Annotated in this window: 16 protein-coding genes and 1 pseudogene; 5 read left to right on the top strand and 12 right to left on the bottom strand. The window is 33.4% G+C overall.

What is annotated here, in order from left to right; all coding sequences use genetic code 11:
* Positions 1–58 precede the first annotated feature (58 nt).
* From pgi to IMCC3317_RS15255, 4 genes are read right to left on the bottom strand one after another with little or no spacing between them, the layout of a single operon-like run.
* Positions 59–1,702, bottom strand: a complete 1,644-nt coding sequence (gene pgi, locus IMCC3317_RS15270) for a glucose-6-phosphate isomerase (RefSeq protein ID WP_160130358.1) — start codon at positions 1,700–1,702, stop codon at positions 59–61.
* 5 nt (positions 1,703–1,707) lie between these two features.
* A complete protein-coding gene (locus tag IMCC3317_RS15265; RefSeq protein WP_160131934.1) occupies positions 1,708–3,003 on the bottom strand; it encodes a peptidoglycan DD-metalloendopeptidase family protein in 1,296 nt (431 codons plus the stop codon).
* Positions 3,000–3,965: a tryptophan 2,3-dioxygenase family protein gene (locus tag IMCC3317_RS15260; RefSeq protein WP_160130357.1), complete on the bottom strand. Its 966-nt coding sequence runs from the start codon at positions 3,963–3,965 to the stop codon at positions 3,000–3,002. The genes IMCC3317_RS15265 and IMCC3317_RS15260 overlap by 4 nt, the downstream gene beginning before the upstream one ends.
* Before the next feature lies 1 nt (position 3,966).
* Positions 3,967–4,743 (bottom strand): DUF3108 domain-containing protein, encoded by a 777-nt coding sequence (locus IMCC3317_RS15255; RefSeq protein WP_160130356.1) that lies wholly within the window; start codon positions 4,741–4,743, stop codon positions 3,967–3,969.
* A 427-nt stretch (positions 4,744–5,170) separates the two neighbouring features.
* On the opposite strand from IMCC3317_RS15255, the gene IMCC3317_RS15250 reads away from it, so the two are divergent.
* The 4 genes from IMCC3317_RS15250 to IMCC3317_RS15235 all read left to right on the top strand — a co-directional run bounded on the left by IMCC3317_RS15250 (position 5,171) and on the right by IMCC3317_RS15235 (position 9,112).
* Complete coding sequence (locus tag IMCC3317_RS15250; RefSeq protein WP_160130355.1) at positions 5,171–6,946, top strand: helix-turn-helix domain-containing protein; 1,776 nt, start codon at positions 5,171–5,173, stop codon at positions 6,944–6,946.
* A gap of 99 nt (positions 6,947–7,045) precedes the next feature.
* Complete coding sequence (locus tag IMCC3317_RS15245) at positions 7,046–7,903, top strand: T9SS type A sorting domain-containing protein (RefSeq protein WP_160130354.1); 858 nt, start codon at positions 7,046–7,048, stop codon at positions 7,901–7,903.
* 213 nt (positions 7,904–8,116) lie between these two features.
* Positions 8,117–8,743: a hypothetical protein gene (locus tag IMCC3317_RS15240; protein WP_160130353.1), complete on the top strand. Its 627-nt coding sequence runs from the start codon at positions 8,117–8,119 to the stop codon at positions 8,741–8,743.
* Positions 8,744–8,860: 117 nt separating this feature from the next.
* Positions 8,861–9,112 carry a hypothetical protein gene (locus IMCC3317_RS15235; RefSeq protein ID WP_160130352.1) on the top strand — a complete coding sequence of 84 codons (252 nt, stop codon included), beginning with the start codon at positions 8,861–8,863 and terminating at the stop codon, positions 9,110–9,112.
* A gap of 350 nt (positions 9,113–9,462) precedes the next feature.
* Here IMCC3317_RS15235 and IMCC3317_RS15230 read toward each other — a convergent pair whose 3' ends face one another.
* The 7 genes from IMCC3317_RS15230 to IMCC3317_RS15200 form a co-directional block, all read right to left on the bottom strand.
* Positions 9,463–10,407, bottom strand: coding sequence for a tryptophan 2,3-dioxygenase family protein (locus IMCC3317_RS15230; protein WP_160130351.1), 945 nt, complete (start codon positions 10,405–10,407; stop codon positions 9,463–9,465).
* Between the two features lie 145 nt (positions 10,408–10,552).
* Positions 10,553–10,846, bottom strand: a complete 294-nt coding sequence (locus IMCC3317_RS15225; RefSeq protein ID WP_160130350.1) for a hypothetical protein — start codon at positions 10,844–10,846, stop codon at positions 10,553–10,555.
* A gap of 27 nt (positions 10,847–10,873) precedes the next feature.
* Positions 10,874–12,037, bottom strand: coding sequence for a 4-hydroxyphenylpyruvate dioxygenase (gene hppD / locus IMCC3317_RS15220; RefSeq protein ID WP_160130349.1), 1,164 nt, complete (start codon positions 12,035–12,037; stop codon positions 10,874–10,876).
* A 110-nt stretch (positions 12,038–12,147) separates the two neighbouring features.
* A complete protein-coding gene (locus IMCC3317_RS15215; RefSeq protein WP_160130348.1) occupies positions 12,148–13,317 on the bottom strand; it encodes a homogentisate 1,2-dioxygenase in 1,170 nt (389 codons plus the stop codon).
* Between the two features lie 526 nt (positions 13,318–13,843).
* A complete protein-coding gene (locus tag IMCC3317_RS15210) occupies positions 13,844–16,069 on the bottom strand; it encodes a patatin-like phospholipase family protein (protein WP_160130347.1) in 2,226 nt (741 codons plus the stop codon).
* A 13-nt stretch (positions 16,070–16,082) separates the two neighbouring features.
* Positions 16,083–17,873: an excinuclease ABC subunit UvrC gene (gene uvrC, locus IMCC3317_RS15205; protein WP_160130346.1), complete on the bottom strand. Its 1,791-nt coding sequence runs from the start codon at positions 17,871–17,873 to the stop codon at positions 16,083–16,085.
* A gap of 78 nt (positions 17,874–17,951) precedes the next feature.
* Positions 17,952–19,280: a Fic family protein gene (locus IMCC3317_RS15200; RefSeq protein ID WP_160130345.1), complete on the bottom strand. Its 1,329-nt coding sequence runs from the start codon at positions 19,278–19,280 to the stop codon at positions 17,952–17,954.
* Between the two features lie 243 nt (positions 19,281–19,523).
* Between IMCC3317_RS15200 and IMCC3317_RS15195 the strand changes: the two genes are divergently transcribed.
* Complete coding sequence (locus IMCC3317_RS15195) at positions 19,524–20,087, top strand: 5-formyltetrahydrofolate cyclo-ligase (RefSeq protein WP_160130344.1); 564 nt, start codon at positions 19,524–19,526, stop codon at positions 20,085–20,087.
* A gap of 254 nt (positions 20,088–20,341) precedes the next feature.
* On the opposite strand, the pseudogene IMCC3317_RS15190 reads toward IMCC3317_RS15195, so the two are convergent.
* Positions 20,342–21,008 (bottom strand): annotated as a pseudogene (locus tag IMCC3317_RS15190) (lipoprotein signal peptidase).
* Positions 21,009–21,036 lie beyond the last annotated feature (28 nt).

The raw sequence follows: 21,036 nt of genomic DNA, 5'->3' as shown, positions 1-21,036 counted from the left end.
TTTTTAACTTATTTGTTTGTTTTGTAGAGAATTAAGATATAAACTAAATTATTAACAATTATTTCCTGTTTTTTTTGAAGAATCTTAAAAGATTAGCTGTTGAAGCATCATGTTTAGCAATTTCGTCTCCTTTAATATCTTTCAAAATTTTAGTAGCGAGTTGTTTTCCAAGTTCAACTCCCCATTGATCATAACTAAAAATATTCCAAATAACTCCTTGTACAAATATTTTATGCTCGTATAATGCAATTAATGCACCTAAACTTTTTGGCGTAAGTTTATCAATTAAAATCGTATTTGTTGGCTTATTTCCTTCAAATATTTTATATGGAAGTAATTTTTCTATTTGAGAAGCTTCCATTCCTGAAGATTTTAATTCTGCTAGGACTTCTTCTTTTGTTTTTCCGTTTAATAAAGCTTCCGTTTGTGCAAAATAGTTTGCCATCAATTTTTCATGATGATCTTTATCGTTCTTTAAAGAATGCACATAGCCAATGAAATCCGCAGGAATCAATTTTGTTCCTTGATGAATGAGTTGAAAAAACGCGTGTTGCGAATTGGTTCCAGGTTCTCCCCAAATTAAAGTTCCGGTTTCGTAGTTGACACGATTTCCTTTTCTGTCCACACTTTTACCATTGCTTTCCATAATTCCTTGTTGCAGATATGCCGAAAAACGATGTAAGTATTGTGTGTACGGAATAATTGCTTCACTTTCTGCTCCGTAAAAATTGTTATACCAAATACTCAACAAAGCTAGTACAACAGGAATATTCTGATCGAACTCCGTATTTTTAAAATGCGCGTCCATATCATTCGCACCAGCTAATAATTTGTCAAAATTATCATAACCTGTTGCCAAACTGATCGATAAACCAACAGCGCTCCAAAGCGAGAAACGTCCGCCAACCCAATTCCACATTGGAAATACGTTTTCAGAAGCGATTCCAAATTCCTGTATTTTTTCCAAATTAGTAGAAACCGCTACAAAGTGTTTTGCAACAGCTTCCTCAGACGCATGCGTTAAAAACCATTTTCTAATAGTCATTGCATTTGTCAAGGTTTCTTGCGTTGTAAATGTTTTGGAAACAATAACAAACAACGTCGTTTCAGGATTTAGATTTTTGATCACTTCTTGCACATGATCGCCATCAACATTAGATACAAAGTGTACATTTAAATGATTTTTATAATGTAACAACGCTTCCGTTACCATTGCAGGTCCTAAATCAGAACCGCCAATTCCAATATTCACAACATCTGTAAAGGCTTTTTCGGTATGTCCTTTTTTAGTTCCAGAAATAATTGCATTTGAAAATTGCTTTATTTTTTGCTTAACTTCGTAGATTTCAGGAATAATGTTTTTACCGTCAACATATACTTTTGCGTTTTCTTTTTCGCGCAAAGCGGTATGCAACACTTCTCTACCTTCTGTTTCATTAATGATATCGCCGTCAAAGTATTTTTGAATGTTTTCTTTAAGGTTCATCTCAGTTGCCAACTCCAACAATAAATCCATCGTTTCTTGCGAAATTCTATTTTTAGAATAATCCACATAAAAATCTTTCCAGTGAATGGAAAAGCGATCTGCTCTTTCCGCATCGGTTTTAAAATGTTCTTTTATCTCAAACGATTTCGTTGCATAGAAATGCTCCTGAAGTCTTTTCCAAACTTCAGTTTCTGTGGGATTTATGTTTGTTAACATGGTGTTTATTTTAGTGCAGTTACTGCTTGTTGTGTGAGTTCTTCTTCCGCCGGTTTTGGAGGTTGTATTTTGATACTGTCAATTTGAACTTTTAACGGCTCAATGTGTTTTAAATACGCTATTTTTAGTTTGTCATCTATTGGATCCGCATCTGGTAATTTTTGTTTAAATGGATCTACTTGCTTTCCATTTTTCCAGAAACGGTAACATACATGCGGCCCCGAAGTGTTTCCTGTCATTCCAACCCAACCAATTACGTCTCCTTGTTTTACAAAGTCGCCCACTTTTGCCTTCCGCTTATTCATGTGCAAGTATTGCGTCGTGTATGTACTGTTGTGTTTTACTTTTACATAATTTCCGTTTCCGCCTCTACGGGCAGATTCAACCACAACTCCATTGGCTGTTGAGATAATTGGTGTTCCGCGTGGCGCAGCAAAGTCAGTTCCTTTGTGTGCTCTGATTCGGTTTCCGTATAGTTTGATGCGTCTTCGTAAGTTGTAACGTGATGAAATGCGTACGTTCTTGAAAACAACGGGCGCTTTTAAGAAAGCTCTGCGTAAGTTTTTAGCGTTTTCATCGTAATAATCAACAATTTGTTTTACGCTATCTGTTTCAAATTCAAAGGCATAAAACGGTTCATTGTTGTGTTTAAAGTATGCCGCGTGTATTCTGTCAATTCCCACGAAAGTGGTATCATTTATATATTTTTCGGTATAAATTAATTTGAATTGATCTCCTTTTTGAAGTCTAAAAAAGTCAATAGTCCATGCGTAAATATCTGACATATCAAATGCCAATCGCTGACTTAATCCTGCGTCATCTAACGCGCCAGATAATGAACTTGTAATGATGCCTGAAACTTCTTTTTGTACAATTTTTACAGGTTTGCTTTCCTTGTATGCATTGATAGAATCTTTAAATTTTATCACTACATAATCAATACTGTTTGGTTGATAGATGAAACATTCTGGTCGCTGCAAAGAATCTCCTTTTGTACAAAGTAATGTATATGGTTTTCCAGCAACAATTTTACTGATATCAAATGTATCTTTTGTTTGTTCAACAATATTGAAAACAGTGCCATATCCGATATTATTTTTTTCTAGAATTTTCCCAAAACTATCGCCATTTCTTACGGTATCTTTTACAACTATATAGTCGTTTAAGTTAAACCCAAATTCCATCGGATCAGGAACTGGCGCTTCTATTTGTACAATTTCTTTTTTTTCTTCTTTGGTTTCTTTACACGCATTGAAACCTACTACTAATAATGCAAGCAGTAAAATTTTTCCGATTCTCATTGTTTCTTTTCTGTATTGAGGATATGATCTACCCATTCTTTTCCCCATTCGCTTTTTTCGTTTTCGCTCCAAATTTCAGGAAAAAAAATTACTTTTTGAAAACTTGGCGGCAAATATGTTCTCCAATTTGTTCCTCCAGTAGATTCAACAGTCTTGTTTTCTCTTCTTAAATAACGATATGCAGATCCCATATGCATTAATGGCCAATTGACATTTGCATTCAAATCTAAGCTTTTTAGTGCTGAAATTACGTTTTTGTCTTGTTTTACTTTGATAGGCAACGCTAAATAGCGGTGATATATTGTGCTTATTTTTACTTCTTCAGCAATTCGCATGAAACGTGGCGTGTAGCGATATTCAAATTGTTTGAGTGTGAGCGTTTTTTCGCCCGTTTTACTATCGGTTGCACCTTTTTTCCAATAGATGTTTTCGTAAAGCGCGTCCAATGTATTATTTGCAGAAAATTGATCGCGCACGGAATAATGCACCAAATTTTCAAGTGGCGTCGAGTATAATTCGATCATTCTGTATTGTGCTGATTGAAATCCGCTGGCAGGCAATAACGACATTCTGTAGTTTAAGAATTGTTCTCTTTCCATACCATTTATCATGATTTCGAAAGAAGATGTTAACGCCTTGTAATAATTGTTGATTCTGTGAATGCGTTGCGTAAAAAATTCTGCCGTTTGATCTTTGTCATCAATGACTTGCTTTTGCTCATGAATGATGAGTTTAAAGTACAATTCTGTGATTTGATGATACATGATAAAGATTTCTTCATCGGGAAAAAATGTACGTGGTATTTGTAAACTTAACAGTGTATCTAAGTGAATATAATCCCAATAGGTAAGGTATCTTTGGTGTAATAAACCGTCAAGGTACGAGCCTAAGTCTTGCCCAGAATTTGTGTATTTCTTGTCTAATTTTTCAATACGTTCCGCAATTTCTGGTGGAATTTCCATATTAGTCTACAACTATTTTGAATGGATGTTTTAATCCTTTGAAAGCTTCTAAATCTGCTTTTAATGAACCTACAGCTAAACTTGCTTTGATCCGAATTGGAACTTTGTTTTGATCATTAGAAACCCATAATGTTAAACTTTCATTTTCCTTGAAAACGCGTCCTTTTTGTACATAAGGTCTGAATTTTAAACAAGGAACTTTTCCAAATTTTGTACTCATTGTTTCTTCGCCTAAGTATTTTAGCTTGAATTTGAAGTTTTCTTTGTCAAAAAACATATTCAACACAATTTCATCACCAACTTTTATATCGTCAATATTGTAGTTATTACGCAAGTAGTAGAATGCAGAAACCATGTCTTGTACATCTTTTTCTATGTCGTACTCTGTTTTTGTATTGTGTTTTCTATCGTTGACTAACGCCTTTTCTTTTTCGTGTTTAAAGTCAATTTCCACATCTTTTGTGTGTCCACCTTCGTCAATTTTACGAACAAATTTGTATGGCATTCCAGTTTCTTTGTCAAAATAGCTTTCGTAATTGTCATCTACTTTGAAAAACCAGCTTGCAAATCCTGTAGTTTTTCCTTTTCCTACAACGTGGTATACACTTTTTCCGTTAAGATATTCGTCTTTGATTTCTAAAGTAGCATAACTAGCGTTTATGAATCCGTAGTGAATTCTAAATTTAAACCATTCGCCTGATTGGAATGCGCTTTCTTTTTTTTGTGCTTGCGATGCGATGCATGTGAGCAAGAATAGTATAGTAAGTGTACGTTTCATGTTTGATGTAATGATTTGTAAAAATAATAAAATTCGTATTACTTTTCGTTAATTTATGTAACCTTTACAATTACTATTCCAAAAAAAAGCAAAAAAAAACTCGATCTTGCAATCGAGCTCATTTTTATTAACCAACCAAAACTTTAAATTATGAAAATTTCTCTTCTTAAAGTCGCAAGAGGAAACCACTCTCTCTTGCACTGCAAATATATGACTAGAATTATACTATGCAAGCATAGTATTTGATTTTAACACAACTTTTGCATTCACAACGTATTTTACGATAGTTTAAATTACCTAATTAGTAGCTATTTGTTCAAAAAGCCTGTGTTTTGACTGTATAAATTAACAGAAGTCAATTATTGTATTCGAGAATATGTTGTATATTTCTGATTCAGCCTCAGGACGTATCTTACACATTTACATTATGATATTAAGAATTTCTCACATGCTACAAATTATTTGGGTTCGAAAATTACCTTTTATTATATGTTGCGCACTTATGCTGTATTCCAATTTTGTTTTAGGGCAAGAAGAAAAAACAAAGCTTGAGGAATTAGTTTCTAAAGAAACGCAGTTATTTATTTCGCAATCTGATTCTATAGAAAAGATTGAGGAATTGATTCAAGATATTTTTTACGCGAAAAAAGACACTTTATTGGGTTTACAATATTCTAAATATTTTTTAGAAAGAGGCAAAACACAGGAAAATTATGAGATTCAATATTTTTCTAGCTTTCAAATTGCGTATGTAGAATATAATAGATCTGATTATAAACAAGCATTAAAATATGCGTATCAATCCGTTAAGGTTGCAGAAAAATTACAAGATACTATTAACTCCATAAGTAGTAATATTTTACTTGGCAGTACTTGGTATGTGTTAGGAAATTATGAGGATGCACTTGAATCGTATCTGACAGCGAAAGAATTAGCTTCACATATAGAAAATTCATCTTACGAAATTATATGTCTTACGAATGTAGCAAACACGCGCATCAAACTGAATAGGTATGAAGATGCGCTGAAAAGTTATGATTTGATTATTAAAACTTTGGACGAGAAAAAAGATGCTTCATTTGTGCAGTTTAAAGAAACCTATTTGAGTTCGCTTTTAGGAAAAGGATTGTGTTTAATTGAATTAGGAATTTATCAAAAAGCGCAAGAAACGTTTGATAAAGGTATAAAGTTGGCTGAAGCAAATGATTTGCAAATTTATAAAGGTTATTTCTATATTAGTTTAGGAAAACTTTCTTATGAGAAAAAAGAATATCATGCATCGCTAGGCTTTCTGAAACAAGGAAAAGATAAGCTTCAGAATTATAGCGGTTTGCAGAATAATCTACGCATTGCTGATTATTATGTGGCAAAATGTTATTACCAGCAAAAGAAATATGAAGAAGCTATTTTATTGTTGGATGAAAATTTTGAACGTATTGGCGATAATTTATTAGCTGATAAACTTGAAGAAATGTATCAATTGGCAATTGATATTTCTAAGATTCAAACTGACCAGAATAAGCAGGTAATTTATTATAGCAAATTAAGAGAAATCACCAAATTTAAAAGAGATAGAAAGTCAGCAGCTAAAGATTTGTTACACAACGATGATTTGAAGGATTATGATATTAGGAATGAAAAATTGGAAAATGAGAAAACTCAGAGTTTGATAGATAAGAGAATTATAAGCACAATTTCTATTGTAATTTTGATTCTATTACTGACGATTTTTTTGTTGTATCGCAGAAAAACTAAAATAAAGGAACAAAAGTTTTTGGCAATCATTGAAAAAATTTCACATCATCAACTCAAAGATACATCTCAAAAAGTTTCTCAAGATTATAAAATAAAAGACGAAAAGGCTAAAGTAATATTAGAAAAGCTTCAAGAATTAGAAAACACTCATTTTTATCTTTCTCAAGATTGTAATTTATACACTACAGCAAAATTACTCAATACCAACACGACCTATTTATCTAAAGCATTGAATGACGTAAAAAAACAATCTTTTAATCAATATTTGAATAAACTCCGAATTGACTACGTTTTGGTAAAACTAAAAGAAGATTCTGTGTTTAGGTCGTATACTATTCATGCAGTTTCCAAAGAGATCGGATATAAAAGTGCAACTACTTTCATTAAAGAGTTTAAGAATAAAACTGGCTTAAATCCTTCCTACTATATTAAAAAAATAGAAAATTAGCCTATCATTTTGTTTAAATTTATAAATCTGAATACTCCTTTTTATTCTGAACAATCAAATATTCATACTTTACTTAGAGTATAATTAAAACTCTTTGTTATGAAATTAAAATGTATTACATTCTCAGCAGTATTCTTGTTTTTCTTAGGAACAACAAGTGCGCAAACCATTCCATTTTCTAGAGACAATACCGTTGATATTACCATCTTGGTAAAAGATACTCTTGGAGCTCAAGGATCACAACAATCATTTGAATTTATTGCTTCTGAAACCCAAACCGTACACACTAATAGTAACGTTCGTTTTAGGGTAAAACTTGACTATCAATCTAGTGTAGACAACATTAGCTATTTTAGATTGTACTATAAATTAACCTCTGAAGTTAATGGGTTTACGGTTCCGAATCATGGAATTACAGTGCCTGTATTAATACCTCCTGTACGAAAAGATTCAACACGTGTCCATGTCAATAATCTTCATCTTGGTAGTTATCCTTATGTTATAACAACAAATTATGTGCCTACAGAGACAAGCTACACGGCACAATTTGATTTGGTAAAATATGAAAATGAACTAGATTATATCTATCATGGTAATCATACAAATGGTCCATCTTTACCTGTACACTTAATTACAAATGCTGGCACTTTACCTTCTTCTCAAGGTTCGAGGAATCATTTTTCTATAACAACATATCCAAATCCTAGTAATGAATTTGTAACTATTGACCGTTTTAATGCTTCAACTGAAAATATTCCTTTACAGAAGATTCCATTACAAGTTACGCTGTTTAATAGAAAAGGAATCCGAGTTATTTCTTATAATCTGATGCCGATAAGTGTAAAAAATAATACAGAATTATATAGATTAGATATTACTCAGTTGCCAAAAGGAATGTATTTCTGTAAAATTAAACATGGGAAAAATACACACGTTAAAACCATTGTGAAAAAATAAGTGTACTACACCTTTAAAATATGACCATCTATATAATTTATATAGATGGTTTTTTTTGCGCGTGTAAAGTGTAGCTACTCAAATTTATAAATCTGAAAATGCTTCTGTTGTTTCGGGAAATAATGCCTCATACCTTTGAATAGTTTTGATCAAAACAGGAAGCATCCGAAAATCCTTAATAGAGTAGGAATTAATTTTAGAATTTATAAAGTTATGAAAAAATTCATTTTAAAATCTCGCAATTTTGCACTTGTACTTTTAATGATTGCAGGATCATTGTATATTATTTCCTGTCAAACAGAAGAAATAAGTACAGCAACGGAAGATGTTATTTCCACAACCGATTTAACGGAAAGTCAAAAAATTCAAGGAATTCCGTTTGACCCAGATTTTAGTCCACCAAATATTCCCAATCCACCAACGATAGATGCACATTGTGTTGTAAGATTGGCGTATTTGTCATACTTAGAACGTTGTCCAACGAATGCTTCTGATGTAACCTATTGGATCAATATCTTAAACACTAGAGGGTTTGATGATCTTGCAAAAGGATTTATTACTTCACCAGAAGCTAGCCAGCGATGGAATAGTCGTTACCAAAGTTTTTTAAGTAGAAATAATATCACCAGTTATCAAATTCATAAGAAAATTTACATCGCTTACAGAGGTTTGCTACTTAGAGAACCTGATGTTCCTGGAGGAATATATTGGAATAACATTTTAAATACAAGAGGTATTCTTGATGTCGCCAATGGTATTGGTAATTCTCCTGAGTTCGGAAGAAGATTAAGCGGAATTACTACAGAATGTAACAACGCGGCAAATCAATGTACATTTTAGAAAATTTAGCAGCATTTGATCTTACTGTAAAGTAAATCATCATCAATTATTAACGAACAGTATTAAAAAGCGGAATCCGAAAAGCTTACAGAGTAGGAGTATTTGAAATATAACATCATGAAAAAACGAAAAATGAAAAAATTGGGAATTAGAAAAGCTACGATTTCTCAGCTAACCCAAGATCAATTAAATGGAGGAGGAACAAATACCTGTCACGGTAATTCGTGTTGCCCTACAGAAGCTGCTACGTGTGCAAATACGTGTGCCGCAACATGTGGAGCTACTTGCGGACCAGCTTGTCAACCAACAGGTTACACAGGAGAAACAGGAGATTCTCGATTCTGCCCAACTATAACAGAAGTACCTTAATTACTAACAACGATTGAATTATAAGAAAAGCTGTCAATATATTGGCGGCTTTTCATTTTTAAAAAAAAGCAAAAAAAAACTCGATCTTGCGATCGAGCTCATTTTTATTAACCAACCAAAACTTTAAATTATGAAAATTTCTCTTCTTAAAGTCGCAAGAGGAAACCACTCTCTCTTGCACTGCAAATATATGACGAGAATTATACTATGCAAGCATAGTAATTAACTTTAACACAATTTTTGCATTCACAACGGTTCCTCAAGAAGGTTTTTTGCTGAATTCTCAACTAAAATTCAATTTCTTTGAGAAATATTCAACATTTTATGGTTTTTGACTTTTCTAATTTTGGTTATTTTAGCGTTTTATAGCCTTCTAAATTGGTGATTCCCCAATGTTGAAGCTCGTCTTCACTCCAAAGTTCTGGAAAAAAGATTCTTTTTTGATATTTTGGATGCATATATTTTTGCCAATCGCTTCCGCCTGTCGCTTCTGCATTTCCTTTTTCAGAGTTTATATATTTTCCTGCCGCATGATAATGATGCATTACCCAACTAATATTTACAGTATGATCGTAATGACGCATCGCATTGATGAGTTCTTTATTGTTTTGAAAGTCTCTTGGCAATTGCTTAAATTTTGTCCAAAGGTTAATGGTATTGTATTCTTTCATCCATTCAATGAGTTCCTTTTTATATTTCTCATCAAAATTTACCATCAATTTGCTACGCTTTCCTGTTTTGTGATCGTTTCCTGCAACTTGCCAATACATATTGTTATAGGCGTGTAAGTATGGAGTTTCACGATCAATGGTAGTTCTGAATCTGTAATCAATTAGATTGATGAGTTCCGTTGAAGCAATTTCAATTTTTCGGTATTGCGCAGATTGAAAACCACTTGCTGGCGTTAATGTATCACGGAATTTCATGTATTGATCTACTTCCATTCCATCGCCCATAATGGTAAATGAGTTGGAAAGCATATCAAAATAACGACTGATTCGCATGAGATGCATGACGAATTTTTCGGGTTCAATATTTTCTACATGCGCTATTTGTTGCATTTCCCATAGAATCATCTTAAAAACCAATTCATTGATTTGATGATACATGATAAAAACCATTTCATCGGGCAATTGCGTACGTTGTGTTTGTAATCCTAAAAGCGCATCTAGTTGAACGAAATCCCAGTATTTCATAGGTTCGGCGTGTAATAATCCTGAAAGATGCACATTTGGATCTTGTCCCATATCCAAATATTTTTTGTCTATGGCTGCTAGTAATTCTTCTCTAGTCATGTGTTGTTTTTTTGGAGAGAATGATGTTTTTTATATTGAATTGTCATTTCGAGCGCAGTCGAGAACTTAGAAGTTCTGGTTTCAAAGCTATTTCGACTGCGCTCCATATGAGATTTGTGTATTATTAAGAGGAATATAAAGAACTCTAATTCAAAGATTCATCTATATTATCAGTATTAAAAAACTCATTCAGGTTAATAGCTTTATGAGAATTTTCTAATTCAGCATATACTGACGTAGGCGACAATAATTCCCATTTATATAATGTTTTATAACCTTCTTCTTCAAGGAATTGATTGATACGTTCTATTTCTGCTAAAAGTATTCCCGATAAACTCGCAAGGGTTACATTATATACTCCGTTCTCTTTACGGTTTTTGATTGCTAACTTATTTATTAAATGAGCTAAATCCTGTATTGTTTGAATATGATTATTCATCGTTATTTATTTCCAATTTTTTAAATATTACAATGTTCCGCGCGCTTCTTGTTCTCTTTCAATAGCTTCAAATAATGCTTTGAAGTTTCCGACTCCGAACGATTGTGCGCCTTTTCGTTGAATAACTTCAAAGAACATTGTTGGTCTGTCTACAATTGTTTTTGTGAAAATTTGCAATAAGTATCCTTCGTCATCTCTGTCAATTAAGATTCCGTGTTTTCTGAGTTCTGCGACATCTTCATCTATTTCTCCAACTCTATCTAGTAAGTCATCATAATATTCTTCAGGAACATATAAGAATTCCACGCCTCTTTCCCGCATTTGCGAAACCGTTTCAATGATATTATCTGTAGCAACTGCAATGTGTTGCACGCCAGCGCCATTATAAAAATCTAGGTATTCTTCTATTTGTGATTTCTTTTTTCCTTTTGCTGGTTCGTTGATTGGAAATTTGATTCTACCATTTCCGTTACTCATTACTTTACTCATTAATGCGGTAAATTCTGTTGAGATATCATCATCCGTAAACGAGATAATTTGGGCAAAACCCATTACTTTCGCATAGAAATCACACCATTCTTTCATTTTTCCCCAACCAACATTTCCTACCATGTGATCTATGAATTTTAGTCCAACATCTTTAGGATTATAGTGAGATTCCCATTTTTTATAGCCTGGCAAGAAGAGACCTTTGTAGTTTTTACGCTCTACAAAGATATGAACCGTTTCGCCATATGTGTAAATTCCTGAACGAATTACATGTCCATTCGCATCTTCTTCCTTGGTTGGCTTCATGTATGGTTTTGCGCCTCTTTTGGTCGTTTCTTCAAACGCTTTTGTAGCATCATCTACCCAAAGTGCAACTACTTTTACGCCATCGCCATGCAAATCAATATGTTCGTTGACTTCGCCGCCTTTTCCAAGTGGCGTTGTTAAAACCAATCTGATTTTATCTTGTTTTAGCACGTATGAAACCCTGTCTTTTACGCCTGTTTCTAATCCTGCATATGCTTCCGATTGAAAACCAAATGCCGTTTTGTAAAAGTGTGCCGATTGTTTTGCGTTTCCAACATATAATTCTACATAGTCAGTTCCCAATAATGGAAGAAAATCTTGTGCGTCGTCAAATAATTTTTTGAGTCCGTATTCTGTATTTTGTAAATCTTTTAAGTTTTTTATTTCTGCTGCCATCTTTTTATTTTTTGATGCGTTTGCAATTCGTTTTTGTGTTTTTGTGTAAATAATCTTAGGGATTTACCACATTGCTCGAATATGCGTTGCAATTTTAGTTTTGTGTGTCATCAGTGTTTCCCGTTTTCTAACCAAGATTTGAAATAGTCTTCATCAGCAATTTTCATTGCTTCTTCTGTTACTTGCAACGGTTTGAATGTGTCTACCATAACAGCCAATTCTTCCGTTTTCGTATGCCCAATACTTCTTTCTACAGCTCCAGGATGTGGACCATGCGGAATTCCTGCTGGATGCAACGAAATGTGTCCTGCGTCAACGTCGTTTCTACTCATAAAATCTCCATCAACATAGTATAAAACCTCATCACTATCAATGTTACTGTGATTGTAAGGTGCTGGAATACTTTGCGGATGATAATCATACATTCGTGGCACAAACGAGCAAATTACAAACGCGTCCGTTTCAAATGTTTGGTGTACTGGCGGCGGTTGGTGAATTCGTCCCGTAATTGGTTCAAAGTCATGAATGGAAAACGCGTACGGATAGTTGTAACCATCGTAACCAATGACATCAAAAGGATGTGTTGCGTAAATCATTTCAAAAATATCGCCTTGTTTTTTTACATTGATTAGAAATTCTCCTTTTTCATCATTTGTTTCTAGTTCGTATGGTCTTCTGATATCGCGTTCGCAGAATGGCGAATGTTCTAAGAGTTGTCCAAACCAGTTTCTGTAGCGTTTTGGCGTGTATATTGGTCTGTATGATTCTACAATGAATAAGCGATTGTCTTCTGTATCGAAGTCAATTTTGTAAATAATTCCGCGTGGAACTAATAGATAATCTCCATATTTGAAATCGAGATTTCCGAGCATTGTGCGCAGTTTTCCTGTTCCTCTGTGAATGAAAATGAGTTCGTCTGCATCTGTATTTTTGTAGAAATAATCACGCGTAGAGTTTTTTGGCGCTGCCAGAATGATATTGCAATCACTATTAGTCAACATTATTTTTCTACTTTCTAAGTAATCATCAACTTGTGGCACTTGAAATCCGCGCAAGCGATACGATTGTATGTTATTTGCTTTCGCGATTTTTGGCGCAACGCTGTATTGTTTGCGTATTTCTTTTACTTGAGTTGGTCTGTGTTCGTGGTAACTGTTTGTAGACATTCCGTCGAAACCAATGGTTCCAAAGAGTTGCTCATAGTATAAATCACCATTTGGTTTTCTGAATATGGTGTGTCGTTTTGGCGGAATGTTTCCTAGTTTGTGGTAAAAAGGCATGATTTAATAATTAATATTAATTCTATATTCTATGAAAGAATATTTTTAGTATTGAAAAAACTATCTCTGCTAAATAGTTTATTGTTGGTTTTTTATTTTCTTTTTCTTGGCTCGCACAAAGAATACTGAATCAAGTTCAGCACAGGCTTCAACAAAAGAAAGTGCGTTTTTCCAGAGGTGTTTCTAGTTTTTTCTATGAAAAACTAGAACCGCAATCATTTTTCTAAATTTTTTCCAAGGCTTCAAAAATTCTTAACGAAAAATGTCTGCTACACTGCGGAAAAAGAATCCGTCACGTGTGATTATACCCAATTTTAATTAAAAAACTAGATATTGTGCACCTTCTTATTCAGGATTTCTTTTGATAAGATAGTGTAAATGCGCCAATAAGTCGTTCCAAAAAGGTTTCATTTACTGTTTAGTGTTTTGATCTTCAGAAAGATGATTTTTCATCTTTACACAAATATCGGAATTATTTGGAGATTTTATGCATTCCTGTGATGTGAAATGTCAATGATTTAAAAGATCAAAACCAAAAACCAATACTAAAATACAGCTGATCTTTATCTACATCTGGTGTCCAAGCATATTTTATTTGTAATGGTCCAAAGAAAGTTTCTAAACCGTATCCAAGAGCATATCCGTTAAAATTTGGTGTGGTAAACCATTCGCCATTGTCAAATATATTTTCGCCTATGTTGGCATAATTTGCCGTTAAGTTTACGTGATGTTTGTCATAAAAATTATAATCAAGTGTAATAGTTCCTTTTACAAAACTATCCCCAGTAAAACTTAAAAAGTCATATCCTAAAAATGATGTGTAATTATTGATGAAATTGTTTCCAAATCCGCCCAATACAAAGTCTAACGAGTTTATAGGTGTATCTCCAAGTTTGAATCCACCTTCCGAAGAAATGTTAAGCGATATGTTACTAAATAATGGTGTAGCATAGCCAATTTTAGCTTTTGCCAACGAAAAAGGTTCAAAGTTTTTATTGTAATCTGACGAGAGTAGATACCAATTAAAGTTTCCCGAAAAGAAGATTCCTGATGATGGAAAATACTTGTTATCGTACGTATCAAGTTTTAAGAATCCAAAAGCACTTACAAAGTCGCTTTTTTCAAAAATGGTTTCTTCTTCATTGTTTTGGCTAATGGTTTTTGATACAATTTTTAAGCGTTTGTACTCAGCGCCAATTCCAAATACAAATTCCTCTCTAACAACAGTTTGCGCATATAATTGATTTGTGAAATCGGAAACTTCAATATCAATTCTATTCAAATTTGGGTTTATATTTTCATCAGATATTAAGTCATAATTTATGCCTTTTTCAAAAGAATTGTAGCGCGATTTTAGTCCAATACTCCAATAATATCCTTTGTCAATGTAGTATTCAAAGTTGTAGCGAATGTTGTCGCCAATAATAAAATCAAATGAAGCTACATCATTGTTAAAGAGTATTTTTTTCTTTGTCACATTGATCAATCCTGCCGTTTTGTAAACATCGTCATAATGTGCTGCCAAACGCAAAAATGTAGTATTTGGTCTTTCTTTTAGATTGAGAATAACATCTTCCGAATCGTCTTCATTTTTGAGTGTTTTATACCGAATTCCTGTAAAGTTCCCTGTTGCTGCTAAGTTGCTAATACCTTCTGTAAATTTTTTAAACGATATTTTAGCAGGCGTTTTAAAGCGCAATTTCCCACTCACATACGAACGCGTATACTTTTCATTTCCAAGCAAGTGAACGTAATTAATATGTATAGAATCTTTAATTATTACAGGTGTTAGCTTGCGTTTTTCCTGTTGTTTTTCCGCAATTTCTTTTAACGCTTCTAGTTGATTTCTTCCTGCTTTTTCTCCTCTTTTAATAAGTTCGCGACCTCTGCCAAAGGAAATTACTGAAAAACCAATAATGTCTGGACGAATGTAAATATCAGTTTGTTTACTTTTCTTTTTCATGTCATTGATCGTGCGGAAATTGTTGATTTGCGACAGAATTCGCATTGCAGATTTTAATTTCTGTCTGTCTGCCAAACCATCTTGCACATCGACACCAATAATAATGTCTACATTTTTCGCTTTAATTTCGTCAATAGGATAATTGTTAATTACGCCGCCATCAATCAGTAAACGTTCATCAATTTCGACAGGTTCAAATAGTGACGGAAACGCACCACTTGCCGTAATTGCATCTGGCAAATAGCCTTTATCTAAAATTACTTGTTCTCCTTTTTCTATATCTGAAGCAATACACAGAAAAGGAATCGGAAGCTTACTAAAATCGTCAATATGATCTACATGCAGTAATAGTTGTGCCAGCAAGTTGTATACGTTTTGTCCTTTGGAAATAGATGATGGAAAGGATACGCTAAATTTATCAAACGGCAACGTAATGGCATACCGTTCCGCATCGTCTTTTTCATAGAATGTTTTTGCAGAACGTGGCAATTCATCCTGAATTAACAGCTCCAAATCAGTTTCTTTAAAGATAGAATCTATTTGTTTTCCGGTATAACCTGAAGCGTACAACGAGCCAATAATTGCGCCCATACTTGTACCGCCAATATAATCAATACGGATTCCTAAACTGTCAATGACTTTTAAGGTTCCAATGTGTGCCAATCCTTTTGCGCCGCCGCCACTTAAAACCAAACCAACTTTGAGGTCTTGCTTTTTTTGTGGTTCTTCTTGCGCTGTAACAAAAGAAAAACTTAAAATCATTATGCAGATGAGAATCCACTTTTTCATTAGATATGGTCCTTTATTTTTTATGAAAATTATCGTATATTTTTTTCGCTCTACTGTTTCCAACAACTGCCGAAACTTCTTCTAGTGATGCTTCCGAGATTCGCTTAACCGATTTGAATTTTTTCAATAATTCCACAATTGTTTTTTCGCCAATGCCAGCAATGATTTCTAACTCAGAGTTTAACGCAGTTTTGCTTCTTTTATTTCTATGGAATGTAATTCCGAATCGGTGTGCTTCGTTTCGTAAATGTTGAATGATTTTGAGCGTTTCGCTTTTTTTATCTAAATATAGTGGAATTGAATCACCTGGGTAATAAATTTCTTCTAAACGTTTCGCAATTCCGATGATTGCAATTTTTCCACGTAATCCTAAAGCATCTAAACTTTTTAATGAAGACGAGAGTTGTCCTTTTCCTCCATCAATGACAATTAATTGCGGTAATGGCTGCTTTTCTTCCAGCAATCTTTTGTATCTGCGATAGACAACTTCTTCCATCGAAGCAAAATCGTCTGGTCCAACAACGGTTTTTATATTGAAATGTCGGTATTCTTTTTTGCTTGGTTTTCCGTTCTTAAAAACCACACAAGCCGCCACAGGATGCGTTCCTTGAATGTTAGAGTTGTCAAAACATTCTATATGTTGTGGCTCTTCAGACAGTCGCAAATCTTTTTTCATTTGCGCCATAATACGTTTTACATGTTTGTCAGGATCGGTCAGTTTTATTTGTTTAAAACGTTCCATTCTGAAATATTTTGCATTTCGTAATGAAAGGTCTAAAATTCGTTTTTTGTCGCCTAGTTTTGGAATTGTGATTTTGAAATTCTCTCCAACTTCTACTTCAAAAGGCACATATAATTCTTTGGAATTGGTTTTGAAACGCTGATGAATTTCCGTGATTGCCAATTCTAGCAATTCTTTGTCGGTTTCGTCTAGTTTCTTTTTAATTTCTAGCGTATGCGAACGTACAATGGAACCAAGTGATAATTGCAAAAAGTTGATGTATCCGAAACTTTCATCCGACATAATAGAAAATACATCTACGTTGCTAATTTTTGGATTTACAATCGTCGATTTTGCTTGATAGTTTTCTAAGATTTCTACTTTTTCTTTGACTTTTTGCGCATCTTCAAATTCCATTGCTGCTGCATGCGCTTTCATTTGCTCTCTAAATTGTTGCAAAGAATCTTTGAAATTTCCTTTTAGTATTTCACGAATCGCCGCAATTTGCGTTTCATAACTTTGTATGGTTTGATAGTTTTCACACGGACCTAAACAGTTTCCTAAGTGATATTCTAAACAGACTTTGTATTTGCCTGTGTTTATTTTTTCTTGAGATAAATCATAGTTACACGTTCGCAACGGATATAATCCTTTGATTAAATCTAAGAGTGTCCGAACCGTTTTTACACTTGTGTACGGACCAAAATATTCCGAACCATCTTTGATCATTCTGCGAGTTTGAAATACTCTTGGGAAACGTTCGTTTTTGATGCAAATCCACGGGTACGATTTGTCATCTTTTAGTAAAACATTGTAGCGTGGTTGGTATTTTTTGATGAGATTGTTTTCCAATAGCAACGCATCTGTTTCCGTTTCTACCACAATATGCTTGATGGAAGCAATTTTTTTGACCAACACTTTCGTTTTTCCGTAATCGTGGTTTTTATTGAAATAGGAAGAAACTCGTTTTTTTAGATTTTTTGCCTTTCCTACATACAAAATCTTCCCATCTTTATCATAGTATTGATAGACACCAGGATTGGTTGGAATTGTTTTGAGTTGGAGTTGGAGTTCTTCGGTCACTTTTTGGTTCAATGTTCAATGTTCAATGTTCAATGTTCAAAAATACTTTTACATTTTGAGTTTGGTATTTTACATTTATTATTTTTTTTTTGAGCTTTCTTTGAGACTAATAATTTCTTCTATAAAACTTTTATGATTTTCAGCCAAAGCCTTAATTATATTATTCGATTCTTTTTTAGTCAATGATACACCATAAGGCTTTTCTAGTCGTATATAATAATTGTAACTCGTTTCAATTAATAAATCATATTTTGATTTCTTGAAGTTAATAATTATGTAAATAGTATAATTTCTATCATATCCAATGATTTTTAAAAATTTAAAAACTAATTCCGATTTAAAAGTATCTATTTCTAAAGGCTTTAGAGCATGATAAATTTCAGTAGTTGCTTTACCATCTTTATAAAAGAGTTGTTCTAGTTTTTCGTAAAATGATTCGTATAATTTTTGTTGATGCTCTTTTAAATTCCTGTTAAAAGGTAAAAATGATTTTGAAATGATTTTTTTTAATTCTTCATCATTCTTAGCTATATACTCTCTTTCATTGATTATTTCAAACTTACTTTTAAGTAAACTCACTTCTTTTTCTATATCATCATCCTCTTCAATAGGTTCACCTTTTGCTCCAGAAATCATTAATTCTAAAGAATGAACTAAATTTTCAGCGATGTAGTTTATAAATGCTTCTATGTTTCCAGCATCTGCTATGCGTAACGCAGCATAGTAGTTTTCTTTGTCTTCGGTTTTAATGATTGTTGGCGGAAAACCGTATTTCATCAGAATGAAATTCATAATGATTCTTGCCGTGCGTCCATTTCCATCATCAAACGGATGAATTCTAATGAATTTATAGTGAAATTCTGCCGCTACTAATATTGGGTTTAGAGTTTTTTCTTCGGTTTTATTGCGATACCAATTTAGTAAATCAGTCATTTTTGCAGGTGTTTCTTCTGGCGTAGCAAACCGAAATATTTCTCCTGTAACCGTTCTTACATGATTTGGTGTTTTTTTGTATTCACCAACATGGACTTTCTTTTTAGTTGGTTTTCCGTCAGGCGTAATTGCATCAACTTCATATGGTTCTTTGAGTAATAATTGATGAATTTGTCGAATGAAACTTTCACTAAATGGACGATCTCCTTTTACCAAATCTAGCACCCAATTTATGGCTTCATTGTGTCCTGTAACTTCAATATGATCTTTGAGTGGTTTTCCTTGCGCTGTAATATTGAACAGCAATAACGCTTTGGTTTCGCCATATGTCAACGTATTTCCTTCCAAATGATTTGAATGGTAATTCCAATCCAACCGAAATTTCTGCATAATAATTGCTTCTCTTTCAGGGTCAATTGGTCGCAATGCATCCAATTCTTCTTTAAGTTCCAACGCTTTTTTTAATTCTACCATAATTCAAGTATCGCTAACAAAGTTAATCGCAATTATTCTAAAAACAAATGCATATTCAATTTACAATTTTTATTTTAGTGAAACTCTATTTTGAGAAGCCTATTAAGGCGAACTTAAAGTAGTACGTTGAACTAACTCCACTGAAGAGTGGAGTCTGCATTTTTAGTATATCTGTTTCTTTTTTTACTTCAAAATTTGATCTCAACATTGAGATAGTTTATTTTTGATATAAACTTTTATTGAATGTCAAAATCTGCCTTGCGAAAGAAATATAAAGCCTTACGAAATGAACTGACTTCCGAACAGTTAGATGATTTTAGTATTGCCATTGCAAATAGATTGTTGAAACTTCCCATTTGGGAAAAACGTTATTATCAGTTGTTTTTAACGATTGCCGAACATAAAGAGGTTGATACGGAGTTTATTTTAAATATCCTTGCGGGAAAAGACAAAGACATTATTCTATCTAAAAGTAATTTTGAAGATCATTCATTAACACATTTTTTGCTGACAGATAACACAGTAATTAAAAAAAATGCTCACAACATTCCTGAACCAATTGATGGAATTGAAGTTCCTAGTAACAAGATTGATGTGATTTTTGTGCCTTTGTTAGCATATGATACAAAAGGAAATAGAATTGGCTACGGCAAAGGTTTTTATGATCGATTTTTAGCAGAATGCAAACCAGCTATTATTAAAATTGGTTTGTCATTTTTTCCACCCGAAACTACTTTGTTTGATGTTGATGTAACTGATATTTCGTTGGATTTTTGTGTGACGCCTGAGGATATTTATGAGTTTTAGACTTTGAGTGCATCAGTCTACAAACTTTTAGAAAGTACTTTTGTGCTGCATCATGATTTCTCGATACAATTTTTCATTTTTTGACGTTCGTCAAATATGAAAAACCACTCGAAATGACGGTTTGTTCTAATTTCGTCATTGCGAGAATTTGATAAAATTCGTGGCAATCTGCTTCTCTGAGAAACAGGTTATTTCGACGAAAGTCTGAGCTCAGTAAATTATATTATGGATTTCTGCCTGCGCAGGAATGACAATTATGCTTCTTCAGGAGTTACTTCTACAACTTCTTTTACAACGTCTCTTTTTACTTCTATTTCCTTCTTAGGAAATGCCCTTTTGTTGAATATAAGTAAAAGTAAAACTCCAATCGTGATAGCAGAATCTGCAATGTTGAATACCGGATCAAAAAATGTTAAACGATCTCCGCCAAGCCACGGAAACCCATTCTGGCCAAGTCGTATCAATTAGAGGAAATTTAAGCATGTCAACTACATGTCCGTGAAATACGGACTCATATCCGCCAGCTTCTGGCATAAATGTAGCTACTTCGCCTTGATAAATACTTTCGCTAAAAATTAAACCGTAAAATACAGAGTCAATGATGTTTCCAAATGCGCCTGCAAAGATGAGCGCAATGGCAACAATTAAAATACGTGAACTGTGTTTTTTTACAGCATCATATAACCAATACCCAATTGCGGTAATAGCAAATAAACGGAATAAGGTTAGGAATAGTTTTCCGTAACTTCCTGGAAGCTCAACGCCCCAAGCCATTCCTTTATTTTCGACAAATAGAATTTTGAACCAACCAAAAACTTCCACAGATTCTCCAAGTGCAAAGTTAGTTTTGATGTATATTTTGCTTATTTGGTCAATGAGTAAGACCAAAATAATGATTCCAATAGCTTTTTTTAATGACATGTGTCGTGCAATTTCCGTTTGAAAATTC

This window comes from Kordia antarctica (genome assembly GCF_009901525.1).
Lineage (GTDB): Bacteria > Bacteroidota > Bacteroidia > Flavobacteriales > Flavobacteriaceae > Kordia > Kordia antarctica.
Note: the sequence above shows the minus strand (reverse complement) of the source record. Positions and strands in the feature narration are given on the sequence as shown.